The 14,336-nt window shown below is 52.3% G+C and carries 14 protein-coding genes; all 14 read left to right on the forward strand.

Annotated elements, in window-relative coordinates; genetic code table 11:
• The first annotated feature begins 1 nt into the window (after window position 1).
• Window positions 2-1,372, forward strand: coding sequence for a D-alanyl-D-alanine carboxypeptidase/D-alanyl-D-alanine endopeptidase (gene dacB / locus JTE88_RS01235; protein ID WP_204424851.1), 1,371 nt, complete (start codon window positions 2-4; stop codon window positions 1,370-1,372).
• Window positions 1,372-2,268: a zinc-dependent metalloprotease gene (locus JTE88_RS01240; RefSeq protein ID WP_204424853.1), complete on the forward strand. Its 897-nt coding sequence runs from the start codon at window positions 1,372-1,374 to the stop codon at window positions 2,266-2,268. Before dacB ends, JTE88_RS01240 begins: the two co-directional genes overlap by 1 nt.
• The gene (tilS, locus tag JTE88_RS01245; protein ID WP_204424855.1) at window positions 2,269-3,369 is read left to right on the forward strand and encodes a tRNA lysidine(34) synthetase TilS; all 1,101 of its coding nucleotides are present in this window, start codon (window positions 2,269-2,271) and stop codon (window positions 3,367-3,369) included.
• Complete coding sequence (gene ftsH, locus JTE88_RS01250; protein ID WP_239519531.1) at window positions 3,366-5,612, forward strand: ATP-dependent zinc metalloprotease FtsH; 2,247 nt, start codon at window positions 3,366-3,368, stop codon at window positions 5,610-5,612. Before tilS ends, ftsH begins: the two co-directional genes overlap by 4 nt.
• Window positions 5,605-6,198 carry a GTP cyclohydrolase I FolE gene (folE, locus tag JTE88_RS01255; RefSeq protein WP_204424857.1) on the forward strand — a complete coding sequence of 198 codons (594 nt, stop codon included), beginning with the start codon at window positions 5,605-5,607 and terminating at the stop codon, window positions 6,196-6,198. Before ftsH ends, folE begins: the two co-directional genes overlap by 8 nt.
• A gap of 9 nt (window positions 6,199-6,207) precedes the next feature.
• Complete coding sequence (gene folP / locus JTE88_RS01260) at window positions 6,208-7,020, forward strand: dihydropteroate synthase (RefSeq protein WP_204424858.1); 813 nt, start codon at window positions 6,208-6,210, stop codon at window positions 7,018-7,020.
• A gap of 14 nt (window positions 7,021-7,034) precedes the next feature.
• Window positions 7,035-7,910: a 2-amino-4-hydroxy-6-hydroxymethyldihydropteridine diphosphokinase gene (folK, locus tag JTE88_RS01265; protein ID WP_204424860.1), complete on the forward strand. Its 876-nt coding sequence runs from the start codon at window positions 7,035-7,037 to the stop codon at window positions 7,908-7,910.
• Window positions 7,900-8,388, forward strand: coding sequence for a DUF3180 domain-containing protein (locus tag JTE88_RS01270; protein WP_204424862.1), 489 nt, complete (start codon window positions 7,900-7,902; stop codon window positions 8,386-8,388). The genes folK and JTE88_RS01270 overlap by 11 nt, the downstream gene beginning before the upstream one ends.
• A 45-nt stretch (window positions 8,389-8,433) precedes the next feature.
• On the forward strand, window positions 8,434-8,937 hold the full coding sequence (locus tag JTE88_RS01275; protein WP_204424864.1) for a PH domain-containing protein: 504 nt from the start codon (window positions 8,434-8,436) through the stop codon (window positions 8,935-8,937).
• Window positions 8,938-8,940: 3 nt separating this feature from the next.
• Window positions 8,941-10,452 carry a PH domain-containing protein gene (locus tag JTE88_RS01280; RefSeq protein ID WP_204424866.1) on the forward strand — a complete coding sequence of 504 codons (1,512 nt, stop codon included), beginning with the start codon at window positions 8,941-8,943 and terminating at the stop codon, window positions 10,450-10,452.
• Window positions 10,442-11,323, forward strand: a complete 882-nt coding sequence (locus tag JTE88_RS01285; RefSeq protein WP_204424868.1) for a Rossmann-like and DUF2520 domain-containing protein — start codon at window positions 10,442-10,444, stop codon at window positions 11,321-11,323. The genes JTE88_RS01280 and JTE88_RS01285 overlap by 11 nt, the downstream gene beginning before the upstream one ends.
• Before the next feature lie 54 nt (window positions 11,324-11,377).
• Window positions 11,378-12,205 (forward strand): pantoate--beta-alanine ligase, encoded by an 828-nt coding sequence (gene panC, locus JTE88_RS01290; protein WP_204424870.1) that lies wholly within the window; start codon window positions 11,378-11,380, stop codon window positions 12,203-12,205.
• A gap of 16 nt (window positions 12,206-12,221) precedes the next feature.
• Window positions 12,222-12,638: an aspartate 1-decarboxylase gene (gene panD, locus JTE88_RS01295; RefSeq protein ID WP_204425678.1), complete on the forward strand. Its 417-nt coding sequence runs from the start codon at window positions 12,222-12,224 to the stop codon at window positions 12,636-12,638.
• Window positions 12,639-12,707: 69 nt separating this feature from the next.
• On the forward strand, window positions 12,708-14,291 hold the full coding sequence (gene lysS, locus JTE88_RS01300; RefSeq protein WP_204424872.1) for a lysine--tRNA ligase: 1,584 nt from the start codon (window positions 12,708-12,710) through the stop codon (window positions 14,289-14,291).
• Window positions 14,292-14,336: the final 45 nt, after the last annotated feature.

Consider the following 14,336-nt stretch of genomic DNA (forward strand, 5'->3'; position numbering starts at 1 on the left):
GGTGAATAAAGTAAAGATCGGAATTTCGACGCTCATGATAGTTGTCGGCGCTTATATTTTCATGGATGCCTGGGATGTTGTTCCTGGACTTTTCACTACGAAACCGCCACTTACTGAGCCTTTGCCGTACCCTGAGAGTAATGAGCTGCATGTCACTGTGGAACAAACTCCGAGTTTTACCACATTGTCTGAACTTGATTCTGCACGCTTGAGCACAATTCTCGATGACATGCGCACGGATGTGCGCATGAGTGGAGAAATCGACCTTTTAGTGGTTGATCCGATTCAGCAGGCAACCGCGGGTGCCATTAACACAAACCAAACCCTGCGCCCGGCGTCGACGATGAAATACTTAACTGCCGTAAGCGCACTAAACGAACTTGGTCCGCAAACGACTCTCGATACCACAGTCAACGTCCAAGACCACGATATCTACCTCACCGGGGGCGGCGACGTTACTCTGGGCGCTGGAGTCGGGGAACCGAATGCCGTCATCGGACGTGCTGGAATAACCGATCTCGTGGAACAAGTTGTGCCAAAAATAGAAGCCTTGGAGGGACCGCTCACACTTTATGTAGATTCCTCACGCTATCGCGGACCTGTTTTCAATCCTACTGTCATGAGCGAAGATAATACCCGTTATGTGATGCCGTTGCGTCCGGTGGCCATCGACCGAGGTAAGCAAACAACGGAAAAGTATTCGCTATTTTACGACGATCCAGACGTATCTGCGGCGCAGGAGCTTGCAGCTCAGCTCCAGTCGCGCGGAGTCAATATCGGCGTTGCTGGGCGCGCCCAAACTCCGGAAAGTGCCGCTGAAATTGCTCGAGTCCACAGCGCTCCGATCCGTGAGCTCGTCGATTTGATGATGACCGATTCGGATAATACGATTGCGGAAGTTCTCGGTCACGAAGTGGCGATCAAGCAAAATAAGCCGGCAACGTTCGTTGGCGCTGGTCAAGCAGTGAAGGACAATTTATCGGCACAGGGCTTTTCTATCGCAGGTGTCGTTATTGACGATAATTCCGGGCTTTCAGATCTCAATCGTATTCCAGCGCAACTTTTAGCGGATATCTTGCAACGTTCCTGGGACTGTGATGCATGTGAATTGGCATCTCTTGGCTCTGCCCTACCGCTGGCGAGCTTAGAGGGCACGTTACATAACCGATTCTTCGATTCCCCAGCGCGCGGTGCAATACGTGCAAAAACTGGCACACTTTCGACAACGACGGCGTTGGCTGGCTATGTGACCACCAAGGCTGGGCGGCCTTTAATCTTCGTTGCCCTTGTCAGTAACCATAAGGAAAGCGATAATCTCAATGTACGAGCCGCAATTGATGATACGGTTGGCAAAATTGTCGAGGAGCTGTAGTGGCCGATAATGCGCGAAAACTGACACAACTGTTCACTGGTAGCGGCCCAAGCATGAGTCCGGTTCAAGTGCAATCATTGATTTCCGATCTCAAAGAGGCCTCTTGGCAGGCGCGCACCATTGTTGCTGAAGTTGCCCGGATGTCAGTTCCTGCGGTTCCAGTTCAGGTAGTTGACCGTAGCCGATGGATAACAGCTATGGTTGAGTCGGTACAGAAAATGTTAGGGCGATCTGAACCGCCAGTTACATTATCAGCTTTCCAGATCCGTGCTGTGGGGCTTGTGGTGTCCCGCAGGGTTTTAGGCCAGTGGGATCCGTATGGGCAAAAGCCACAGATGTACCTGGTGGCACCCAATATTGCACAGTTTATGGATGACTATTTGCTCAACCAGAAAGATTTAGCTTTGTGGGTAGTTATTCACGAGCTCACTCATGCGGCACAGTTTTATACTGCTCCTTGGTTGGCTGACTATATCGCGCAGCTAGCGACAGGTGTGGTCAATACTAAGAGCGATGATGAAGAGGCCTACATCGATCACATCACTGCAGTGATGTCGTTGCTTGAAGGGCATGCGACGTATGTGAGCGACCAGGCCTCGACGAATGTTCTTTTCTCGCAGGCACAACTTGCGCAGGCGATTGCGAGCCGTCGCGCGCACGGTGGTGTTGTTGCACATAAAGTCAAACAATTATTGGGTTTGACCGAAAAAGCCCAGCAGTATAGTCAAGGTCGGGATTTTGTTGCCGACGTCGTCACCGCTGTTGGCGTTGATACGTTTAATAAAGTTTGGGACGATGAACGCAATTTGCCAACCCTGACGGAACTGCACGATCCACAACTGTGGATGGCACGTATTGAGGGTGCAACTGTTAAACCAGAAGGTGGAAACATCTAGATGAGTGGTCCACATCATGTAGTGAATATTTCGCGCCTCGCCCTGCGTCAAGCATTGGCGGACCATAACGATGACGTGCCTGTTGTCGTAGCAGTGTCGGGCGGATCAGATTCGATGGCAGTAGCAATTACGCTGGCGTTTATTGCTCCGAAACTGGGATTAACTGCCCGCGCGGTATGTGTCGATCATGGTATCCGACCAGAATCTGCTGCCGAAGCCCAAACAGTACGTGAGCGTCTGGCAAAGTTTGGGATCGATGTCGATATTGTGCGTATTGACGTTACTGGAAATGCAGGGCCGGAGGGTAATGCTCGGCAGGGACGTTACGCGGCGATTGCAGAATATGCGCGCAAGCTTGGCACAACAAAACAACCGGCAACAGTGTTGCTCGGCCATACCCAAAATGATCAAGCAGAAACCGTTTTACTGGGGTTTTCGCGCGGCTCAGGCGCCCAGTCGATCGCTGGTATGCCGGCAGCGGGAGAGCTACCGCTGTATCCAGACGTGCCGATGATTCGGCCGTTCTTAGAGTTTTCGCGCGAAGATCTGCGCATCATCTGCCAGGAATACGATGTGGAATGGATCAACGATCCAAGTAATGAGCTAGGTGGCCCGTGGAAAACCGCCGACGGGTTGGACCTGCGGCGAACAGCTGTGCGCCATCGGGTTGTGCCAGAGCTCGAAGCAAGTCTCGGGCCGGGAACAGTGCCAGCTATTGCACGCACAGCCCAACTTTTACAAGAAGATAACAAGGCTTTAGCATATTATGCGCGTCGTGAATTAGCGCAAGCTATTATTGCTCGAGACCCAGTAACAATCGCATGCGACCAACTATCACAAGCTCCCCAAGCAGTTCGACGTCGGGCTCTAAAATACGCCGTGAAAGAAAGTGGCGTACGTAGTGGCGAACTCGTCTACTGGCATATTGCGGGACTTGATAAACTACTAACAGAGCGTAAGAACAACCGTGGAATAGATTTGCCGGGAGTGCGAGCGTGGCGAGAACACAATCAGTTGATGTTTTTGCCTGGGAAGCAGTCACGGCATGGTTCGCGGTCCATATCTAAATCGGCAGAGTATCTGCCGTTGGAGGATTCATGACTAACCCTGAACAGGATACGACGCAGTCGGAAAACCGCCGCAAACTCGAAGAGTTTAACTCTAGTGGGCGGCAAGAACGTCGTCGTCAGCCACAAAAACAATCGGAAACAGAACAGCGTGGTCCGAAGGGGTGGCGTGATCGCTGGGAAGAAGCAAAAAAGCTCGCCCGGGAAGCTGACAAGAAAACCTCTGGAAAAGGCAAAAAGCAAGAAGGTCACAAGAAAGGCCCGAAACGTTCAGTCTTTGGTGCAATCGCAATGGCACTGCTGGTGGGCACTGGATTGTTCTGGCTGTTTGCTCCTGGCGGTTTTACTGCTGTAAAAACCTCCGAGGGTATTGCAATCTTGGAAAGCTCGGAGGTTGCCAAAGAACGCATTCAGGTAACTGATGGAACTCAAATCGTTCAAGTCTGGCTCGATAAAGACTTCACTCCGCACGATCTTGAAGGTAAAGAAGGTCGGCCAACGAAGAAGGTGCAATTCCAGTTCGTGACGGCAGAAGCTGAAAAGGTACAAAACCTGGTCGCTGATGCTAAAGCGAAAAACGGTTACAACTCTATCGTTCCGCAGCAGTCCTTCCTCGGGTCCATTCTTTCCCTTGTGCTTCCGCTCGTTATTTTCTTCGCCCTGCTCATGTGGCTGTTGCCGAAGATTCAACAGGGCGGAATGGGCGCCTTTGGTCGGGTCAAGAAAGACGGCATGGAAGAAGATCGCCCGGAGACCACCTTTGCAGATGTGGCCGGCGCAGATGAAGCAGTCGAAGAACTCCAAGAAATTGAAGAATTCATTGACCATCCGGAAAAGTTCCACAAGATGGGCGCAAAAATCCCGCGTGGAGTCCTGCTTTATGGCCCTCCCGGCACTGGTAAGACCCTTCTTGCTAAAGCGGTTGCCGGTGAAGCCGGTGTGCCGTTCTTCCATATTTCCGCCTCAGAATTTGTGGAAATGTTTGTTGGTGTTGGCGCTTCGCGTGTGCGTGACCTGTTCACCAAGGCGAAGAAAATCGCGCCCGCAATTATTTTCGTCGACGAAATCGACGCCGTTGGCCGTAACCGCGGCCAAGGTATGGGTGGGGGAAACGATGAACGCGAACAAACTCTCAACCAGCTGCTCGTGGAAATGGATGGTTTTGATGAGCGTGCGAACGTGATTGTTATTGCGGCAACGAACCGTCCAGATGTTCTTGATCCGGCACTGTTGCGTCCGGGCCGTTTCGATCGTCAGATCGCCGTCGCTGTCCCGGATTTGAAGGGTCGTGCTGCCATCCTCAAAGTCCATGCTGAGGGTAAACCGTTGGCAGAAGGCGTAGAGCTTGAATCGATTGCCCGTCGCACACCAGGTTTCGCCGGTGCGGAGTTAGCGAACTTGCTCAACGAAGCCGCGCTGCTGGCAACCCGTCGCGGGCACACTGTCATTGACGACGACGATCTTGACGAAGCAATCGATCGTGTGATCGCTGGTCCGCAGCGACGTACCCAAGTGATGAATGCACAAGAGAAGCGGATGACCGCCTACCATGAAGGCGGGCATGCGGTTGCCGCAGCGGCACTCAACCACACCGATCCAGTTACGAAGGTGACGATCTTACCGCGTGGCCGCGCCTTGGGGTACACCATGGTGATGCCAACCGAAGACAAGTACTCCGTTTCACGTAATGAACTGCTCGACGAACTGGTTTACGCCATGGGCGGGCGCGTTGCAGAAGAGATCGTGTTCCACGATCCATCCACCGGTGCGTCGAACGATATCCAGAAAGCAACTGGTATAGCGCGCAAGATGGTGATGGAATACGGGATGTCTGCCAAGGTTGGCTCGGTACGTCTCGTGCCTGACGAGTCAGATCCGATGACTCGTTTGGGCGGCGGAAATAGTCGCGAATACTCCGAAGAACTCGCTCGAATTATTGACGAAGAGGTTCATCAGCTCCTCGAAACCGCACACCAAGAGGCGTGGGAATTGATGATGAAGAACCGTCACGTACTCGATGCGCTGGCGGCAGCTTTGCTAGATAAAGAGACGATTCTGGAAAAGGAACTCGCAGAAATTTTCACCGATATTGTCAAAGCTCCGGCTCGCGAACAATGGTTGTCTGCACCATCGCGCCCAGTATCTGATCTGCCTGCCGTGCCACTACCGGAGTCAGCAGTAGCAGATTCAGCAACAGGCACAACTGAGACGACCATCGTGCAACCGGACGTCGATCCGATGGAGGGACCGCAGGCCCCAGAGGTGAGCGATGAGTGAGCCAGCATTGCACGTCGGACGATACGACGAAGATGAAGTTGTCGATGCCGTGCGTCGGCTCCTGATTGCCGTCGGTGAAGATCCAACACGTGATGGCTTGTTGGATACCCCCGAACGCATGGGCCGAGCCTACCGGGAAATTTTTGCTGGCATAGAAAAAGATCCTACCGAGGTTCTGAATACGACTTTTGATATCCATCATCAAGAACTTGTATTAGTGCGCGATATTTCAATGTATTCGATGTGCGAACACCACCTACTTCCATTCCACGGTGTTGCACATATCGGCTATATTCCCAGCGCTGATGGCATGGTGACTGGACTGTCAAAACTGGCTCGACTCGTCGAAGGTTTCGCGCGCCGGCCCCAAGTCCAAGAACGCCTCACATCGCAAATAGCTGACGCGCTTATGGAGCGACTCCATGCGCAAGGTGCAATCGTCGTCGTCGAAGCAGAACACCTGTGTATGTCCATGCGAGGGGTTCAAAAACCAGGTTCACGGACCGTGACGTCAGCTGTGCGTGGGATCCTAAAAGATTCAGCAACCCGAGCCGAAGCCATGAGCTTGATAATGGCAAACCGTTAGGAACAAACTATGCATCTGATGGGAATTGTGAACGTCACCCCGGATTCATTTTCTGACGGTGGCCGCTGGGATACTGCCGAAACTGCGATCGCACACGGCGTCGAACTACTCGATCAAGGCGCAAGCATTCTTGATATTGGTGGGGAATCAACCCGCCCTGGAGCTCAAGCTCTCAGCTGGGAGCAAGAGTGGGAACGCATTGCTCCGGTCGTGGCTGAATTAGCGATGATCGCCCATGAGCGCAAAGCGATGGTTTCGGTTGATACTTACCATGCTGAAACTGCTCGTCGGGCAGTCGAAGCGGGCGCCGATATTGTTAATGATGTGACAGGCGGACGTGGCGATGCCGCCATGTTTGACACCGTTGCCGGTTTATCTTGCGACTATATTTTGCAGCATTCGCGTGGTACAGCAGATACGATGAATGCGCTTGCTGAGTATCACGAGGCAACCAGCGAAGTGATCGACGAACTCCTCAACGCCCGTGATCGCGCGGTTAAGAGGGGTATCGATGCGGAACGAATTATTTTAGATCCGGGCATCGGATTCGCTAAGCTTGGCGATACTGACTGGGAAATCCTAGCAAACATTGACCACATCAATTCGTTGGGGCATCGGGTTCTCGTTGGTGTCTCACGTAAACGTTTTATTGGCCGACTAGTGGGGGACGCCCAGACTGATCGAGATATTTCGACAGCCGCCATTTCCGGCTATCTTGCCCAACATGCGGTGTGGGGTGCTCGGGTACACGATGTGCGTTCCTCGTCGCTTGTTGTGTCAACACTGTCCGCCATCCAACGTAACCAGACTCTTGCGAACTAAGGTAGAAGTAAACTATGGCGCTCAATGACGCAATCAGACTTACAGGAGTTCGTGCATTCGGAACTCACGGCGTGCTCGAAGCTGAGCATCGTCAACCGCAAGAATTTGTGGTTGATGTTGAACTTTTAGTCGATATGGAACGCGCAGCTCGTACCGACGATGTTTCCCAAACAGTTAATTATGCTCTTGTGGCAGACAAAATTGTTGCTGTTATCGAAGGTGAACATTGTGATCTGATTGAAACGTTGGCGCATCGGATCCTCAACGCGATTATGGACCCGCGGGTGGTGAGTGCAGAAGTGGTTGTTCACAAACCGAATGCGCCTATCGAGCACCCATTCGCTGACGTTTCAGTATCAATTATGCGTGAAGGGCCACTGTTTGCGGAGAAGCAGCGTAACTATGTGATTGCTATCGGGTCAAACCTTGATAATCCGGAAGAGCATGTTCGTCGCGCTATTGCCGAGCTGTCAGATTTCGGGGAATGGGTTGATGACGTTTCCTCGCTCTACCGCACCACGCCGGTTTTGGCGCCGGGCCAAGATCCGCAACCGGACTACATCAACGCCGTCGTGTCGATTACCTCGCCAACTCCACCGATGGCAATGCTGGAGTTCCTGCACATGGTTGAAGAAGCCCACGGGCGGACACGTACTGAACATTGGGGCGCACGCACCTTAGATCTTGACATCATCAACGTTTCAGGCGTTGTTTCGGATTATCCGGTGTTGATGTTGCCGCATCCGCGCGCGCATGAGCGTCGCTTTGTACTTGAACCATGGTTGGAGATCGATCCGCTAGCTGACCTCAACGGTACACCTATTTCGCAGTTGCTAGCCGATGTGGCCGATCAACATGTTGTGAAAGTTGGTTTCGGAGATGGAAACTAACGAGCATTATTCGCTTAATCCAACGACGTGGTGGACGCTCTTAGCGTTATTCATTGTCAGCGGTGTAACAGCATTTTTTGTTATCGATACGTGGCTGAGCTACGGGTATGCTCCGGTGCTAATACCAATCTATACCTTTATTGTTCCGGCTCTTATGAGCGTATTTGTGTTGTGGGAAGCATGGAAAGTGCGCTCCTATCGGATGGGGAATCGGCCCTTGAATATGCTCAGTGCAGCTCGGATTTGGTTGCTAGCACAGGCCGCTTCGCGCACTGGTGCCGTGATGGCCGGGGTTTGTGCCGGAGCGACAGCCAGTTACATGAGCTACTTGCACTCTGATGTGATGGTATATCAGGCTATTGCGGTGGGTATCGCAGGTGCCGTATCGGTTGGTATGTCGGTGGCCGGATTTATCGCTGAATTATGGTGTAAAAACGATGACGACGACGAATCGGTCCCGCCTGCTACCGCCGTTTAACTTTTAGGCTAAGTGTAGCTAGTCGATAGCCGCTAGACTAGGTGTATGCGCAATCGTTTATTAGTAGATACTGAATTTCAGCCGGTAGATCCGGCCTTCGTTAAGGTGACATTTATCCGCCATATTATTTGGTGGATATTAGTAGGCATCAGCGTAGGCACGGCCTTTTATTTCTTTGTCGATGATGTATCCAGCTGGTTCGGCATTATGAGTATGATCGTGGTTGGCGGTGTTACGGCAGGCGCTATGTGGGATATGTGGCTTGCAGTCCGCCGGGCTCAAGCGCTGGGATATGTGGAGCTCGAAGATGAGCTTCTGATACGCAAAGGGATCATGTTCCAAGAAGTCACGATGGTTCCCTATGGCCGGATGCAACAGGTAAATCTTGGTACCGGGCCGTTATTGAATGCTTACGGTTTAGCGTCTGTTGAATTAATTACGGCGTCGGCCGGATCAGATGCGTCTATTCCGGGTTTACCACTCGCGGAAGCTGAACGGTTACGGGAAAAGCTGACACGGATGGGTCAAGCGAAGCTGGAAGGTCTGTAATCCATGGCAGGCAAGCAAGCTTTAGGGGAAAACAGTGTACCGGCAGGTGCCTGGCGAAAATTTCACAAGGTAACGCCGCTAGCAGACGCCGGAAGCTTTTGGCTCGCGCTGATCGTTGGTGGTTTCTATATCGCTCTTCAATGGGTTGAAGATGCGTTCAATGATATTGGGTTGTATATCGAGCTTATTACCCCATTCTGGTTGGCGGTTGGCGCTGGTATCTTGCTTGGTGTCACATTAATTTTCCTTGGTATTGGCACAATCATGTGGCGATATAAGTCGTATGCGATTGTGCCGAGCGGAATCCACTACCGCAACGGTGTGTTTATTAAGCAATATCAGCATGTGCGATGGGATCGGATCCAGTCCGTTGAGATCGAACAGAAGCTTTTCGCTCGTATTTTTGGTTTCGGTGCAGTCAAGATCGATGCGGCTGGTTTTAATGAAGACCCAGTGGAGCTCGGTTTACTTCGCCGTGATGAATGCGAACGACTGCGCCAAGAAATCCTGACCGGCTTGGCTGATGCCCGAGCTGGCAAAGATATTACTGCCCGTGACGAGTCTCAAGTTTCGGTAGTCACGCCGGCTGATGAGCATCAGATATATCAACTCCCCACAAAGCGACTAATTGGATCGACTGTTCTTACTGGACATGCGTGGTTTGCGTTTGCTGGTTTGATTTTGGCCGCTGTTTGGCAGTTTGTTTTTGGTAGCGGTTTCTCTATTGGTTTCCTTATCATCATCATTGGTTCAGTGGTTAATTCGATTCAGTATGTTTCACGTTCGTACGGCACCACTTTATTTGTTGCGGAAACGGGGCTGAAATCTCGGCACGGGTTGACGAAACTGGTGACTCGATCGCTACCACCCACGCGCATCCATGCAGTGAGCATAAAGCAACCATTATTGTGGCGACGTTTTGACTGGTGGCAGATTCGCGTCACGGTTGCCGGTGAATCGATATCGGATGCGGTGGAAAATGGGAATATCGGCGCGCTTGTACCATGCGCGAACCGAGAAGAAGTCATGCGGATTCTGGCTACTATTTTCCCCACTCTCGGTACAGATAATGACGCATTGTTGATGCATGAGTTGTTGTACCGTCGCGGCGAGAACCACTATGTTCGTACTCCACCGAAGCGGGCGCGATGGATTGATCCGATAGCTGCAACAGTAGGCGGGTACTATGCTAATGTCGATGTTTTTGCGATTCGGCGGGGCAGATTCTGGCGCCAGGTTCAATTGATTTTCCAAGACCACACTCAGTCGGTTGCCATTTCTCAAGGCCCGCTACAACGTATTCTGGGGCTATCATCACTTAATGTCCATCTTCTTGCTGGACCATGTGATGGAGTAGTAAAGAACTTTGCGGTTGACGATATGGGTCAATTATTGCGTGAACAAAACCAGTTAACGAAGCAAGCTCGCGCCGTTGAAGTGAGTGAAAGTATTGACGAATGGAAGACGCGGCTGGGGCTGACCGTGCAAACCCGGGAGCGGACTCGTGGAGAATAAAACTGGCCGTTTAGGCATCGGCATTATTTCGGCGGGAAAAGTAGGTGGCGCTCTCGGCGCTGCGTTGCGGGCTGCAGGGCATCACATCATTGGTGCCTACGCCACCTCAGAAGCCAGCATTGAACGTCTAGAAACGATGTTGCCTGGTGTTCCTGCGCTCGATGTACTAACCATCGTCGAACGCAGTGAAGTAGTCCTCCTTGCTGTGCCCGACGACGAACTTCCCGGCCTAGTTAGCGGGTTAGCTAAAAGCGGTTCTTGGCAGGCCGGGCAACTCCTCGTCCACGTGGCAGGGCGCTACGGCACCAATGTGCTCCAACCTGCGACAGCACAAGGAGCACTCGGGATCGCCATCCATCCAGCGATGACTTTCACTGGTACCTCGCTCGATATTGCCCGGTTGCGCGGATGCCCGTTCGCAGTGACAGCTCCACCAATGCTTCAACCCATTGGTTTGGCGCTGGTCGGAGATATGGGTGGGGAAGGATTTATTCTTGCTGAAGGTGACCGTCCGCTCTATCACGCGGCGCTCGCTCACGGAGCAAACCACGTCGTGACAGTGATAACCCAAGCAACCCGGCTACTCAACACCATTGGGCTGGATAACGACTACATCCGTCCACTCATCACCGCGGCAGTGGAAGGGGCCATCAGTTCTGGGGACGCCCTCCAAACTGGGCCGGTGGTACGCGGTGACAGCGGAACAGTTGCCGAACACGTCGCCACCCTCGAAACTATCGCCGCCGAAGAACAAGCACTGAACGACGTCGTTCCCGTCTACCGGGCACTTGCCGAAGCAACCGCAAAGCGTGCATTGGCTCGCAGAGTTATCACTGAAGATGTGTTCAACGAAATTCGGAGTAAACTCTAAGCCGGTAATACGCGCAGATATGGCGCAATCCTAGCGAGATAGATCGGAGAAACGATGATTATCGCTACCACTCCAGCCCAGTTGATTGAAGCATTAAAGCCACTCCACGGCGATATCGGGTTAGTGATGACGATGGGCGCACTGCATGAAGGACACTTGTCACTTGTGGAAGCCGCACGTGCAGAATCGGACCACGTCGTCGTCTCGATCTATGTCAATCCGTTGCAGTTCGGCCCGGGCGAAGACTTTGACGCATATCCGCGTGATCTCGAAGGTGACGTGGCGAAACTCGACGGTGTCGACGTCGTCTTCGCACCAACTGATGAAGCTATGTATCCGCGTAACCCGCTCGTGCGTATCGATCCGGGCCCGGTAGCAACAGTCCTCGAAGGGAAAACCCGGCCGACGCATTTCGCTGGCGTACTCCAAGTCGTCCACAAAGTCTTCAATTTGGTTCGGCCCCATGCTGCGTGGTTCGGGCAAAAAGACGCCCAACAACTAGCGCTTATCCGTACGATGGTCGCTGATCTGAATATGCCGCTCGATATCCGGGCAGTGCCTATCAAACGTGAATCAAGTGGGCTAGCGATGTCGTCGCGAAACACCTACCTGTCCCAGACGGAAAAAGAACAAGCATTAGCACTCTCACGTGCACTCGAAGCTGGTAAGCGAGTCGCTTTAGACGGTGGAAGTGCCAGTCAAACACTCGCTGTTGCCCGCGAATCACTCACTCATGCGCCTGGAGTGAAAATGGATTACCTCGAGCTTGTTGATCGTGATACGTTCATGCCACTGACTGAATCAGGTAACGGACTACTGGTCACCGCAGCTTGGGTTGGTTCTACACGTTTAATAGACAACTTGGAGGTTGTGATTGGCTAATACACGCCTACGCCGGATGGTAACCGGAAAAATTCATCGAGCAACTGTCACCGGAGCGGACCTACACTATGTAGGTTCGGTAACTATCGATGCCGATTTGCTTGACGCAGCCGATATTTTGCCAGGTGAAGCAGTCGATGTTGTTGACGTTAATAACGGTCAACGCCTGACCACATACACGATTCCGGGCGAACGCGGAAAAGGTGAAATCGTGTTGAACGGTGCCGCCGCACATAAAGTTCATGTGGGGGACCTCGTTATCATCATGTGCTATTCGCTCCTCGACGACGAAACTGCTCGCACACTTCAACCGCACGTGGTGTTTGTTGACGGGGAGAATAAACCACTACATGTGGGAAGCGAACCAGGACAAGTGCCCGCGAATTCTGCCGATCTGCAATCTTCTGGAATACCTTTTTCTCAGGTGCGATAATTCGCGCTCCATCTCACGTATAATTGGCTGAGAATAACCAGCTATGCCTTGTAATCTTAAAGGGTGAATATGAACGAAAATAATACCTCTACTGTTGCTGACGATACTTCTGACCAGATTCAGGTCCGGAAGGATAAGCGCCAGCGCCTGCTCGACGAAGGCCGCAACGCTTACGCTGCTGAACTTCCGATCAGTTCGTCCATTGTGAAGGTGCGTGAAGGATATGCGGTTGCCGAACTCGACGCTGAGGGAAACGTTAGCGATACCCCAGCTGGCGATGTTCGTGTTCTTGCCCCCGGTGAAGAAACCGAAGATATGGTTGGCTTGGCGGGTCGTGTCATGTTCATGCGCCCATCAGGCAAGATTGCCTTCACTGTTCTCCAGGATGGCGCCGGTACTCGTATCCAGGTTATTTTCTCCCTCGCCAACGTTGGCAAGGAAGCATTTGATGCGTTGAAGGCCGACGTCGATCTCGGTGACTTTATTTTTGTTCACGGCCATGTTGGTACCTCTAAGCGTGGCGAACTGTCGATCTTTGCCCACGAGTGGGAGATGGCATCGAAGGCTATCCGTCCACTGCCAAAGACGTTTACCACTGCTGACGGCGTAGAAATGGCGTTGAGTGAAGAGTCGCGGGTGCGTGCCCGTCATCTCGATTTGATTACCCGCCAGAGCGCTCGCGATATGGTGCGTATCCGTGCAAAAGTGATGCGCTCACTGCGGAACACGTTCGAATCTGATGACTTTATCGAACTCGAAACTCCGATTTTGCAGGTGCTGCATGGTGGCGCGGCAGCTCGGCCGTTCACTACTCATATCAACGCCTACGATCAAGACCTCTATTTGCGTATTGCCACCGAGTTGTACTTGAAGCGCGCAGTGGTTGGTGGTGTTGATCGCGTCTACGAAATCGGAAAGAACTTCCGTAATGAAGGTGCGGATTCTTCGCATTCCCCAGAGTTCACTGCTCTCGAAGCCTATGCCGCATACGGTACGTACGACACGATGGCTAAGCTCACTCGTGATTTGGTACAGAACGCGGCCCGTGATGTTTTCGGTTCTACCACGGTCACGTTGGCTGACGGCACCGAATATGATTTGGGCGGTGAATGGGACACCATCACACTCTATGAATCCTTGTCCAAAGCTGTTGGTGAAGAAATCACTGTGGAAACTCCGCGTGAGCGTCTGGTGGAGCTTGCTGAACAGCACGGTATTAAGGTTAAGGATTACGCGGTTGCTGGCAAGATCGCGGAAGATATTTGGGAAGAACTCGTTGGTGACAAGCTATGGGCTCCAACCTTCGTCCGCGACTTCCCGGAAGATACTTCACCATTGACTCGTAACCACCGCACGAAGCCAGGTTTGACTGAGAAGTGGGACCTCTATATTCGTGGCGTGGAGACAGCTACTGCGTATAGCGAGCTTGCTGATCCAGTTATCCAGCGTGAGCGCCTGACTCAACAATCACTCGATGCAGCTAACGGTGATCCGGAAGCTATGCAGCTCGATGAGGACTTCATCGAAGCAATGGAGCAGGGCTTCCCGCCAGCTGGCGGTATGGGTATGGGTATTGACCGGCTACTCATGGCCTTAACTGGCTTGGGTATCCGAGAAACTATTACCTTCCCGTTTGTTAAGCCACGCGCCTGATTGGTAAAACGTAAATATAGACTTCTGGCCGGAATAATTACTATT

This window comes from Arcanobacterium phocisimile, assembly GCF_016904675.1.
Taxonomy (GTDB): Bacteria; Actinomycetota; Actinomycetes; order Actinomycetales; family Actinomycetaceae; genus Arcanobacterium; species Arcanobacterium phocisimile.

Bases quoted from the DNA above. Each gene is read 5' to 3' on its own strand.
- lysS (WP_204424872.1), top strand. From the start codon at position 12,708: ATGAACGAAAATAATACCTCTACTGTTGCTGACGATACTTCTGACCAG.
- folK (WP_204424860.1), top strand. From the start codon at position 7,035: ATGGCGCTCAATGACGCAATCAGACTTACAGGAGTTCGTGCATTCGGA.
- ftsH (WP_239519531.1), top strand. From the start codon at position 3,366: ATGACTAACCCTGAACAGGATACGACGCAGTCGGAAAACCGCCGCAAA.
- folE (WP_204424857.1), top strand. From the start codon at position 5,605: ATGAGTGAGCCAGCATTGCACGTCGGACGATACGACGAAGATGAAGTT.
- JTE88_RS01275 (WP_204424864.1), top strand. From the start codon at position 8,434: ATGCGCAATCGTTTATTAGTAGATACTGAATTTCAGCCGGTAGATCCG.
- tilS (WP_204424855.1), top strand. From the start codon at position 2,269: ATGAGTGGTCCACATCATGTAGTGAATATTTCGCGCCTCGCCCTGCGT.
- panC (WP_204424870.1), top strand. From the start codon at position 11,378: ATGATTATCGCTACCACTCCAGCCCAGTTGATTGAAGCATTAAAGCCA.
- JTE88_RS01270 (WP_204424862.1), top strand. From the start codon at position 7,900: ATGGAAACTAACGAGCATTATTCGCTTAATCCAACGACGTGGTGGACG.
- panD (WP_204425678.1), top strand. From the start codon at position 12,222: ATGGTAACCGGAAAAATTCATCGAGCAACTGTCACCGGAGCGGACCTA.
- JTE88_RS01280 (WP_204424866.1), top strand. From the start codon at position 8,941: ATGGCAGGCAAGCAAGCTTTAGGGGAAAACAGTGTACCGGCAGGTGCC.
- folP (WP_204424858.1), top strand. From the start codon at position 6,208: ATGCATCTGATGGGAATTGTGAACGTCACCCCGGATTCATTTTCTGAC.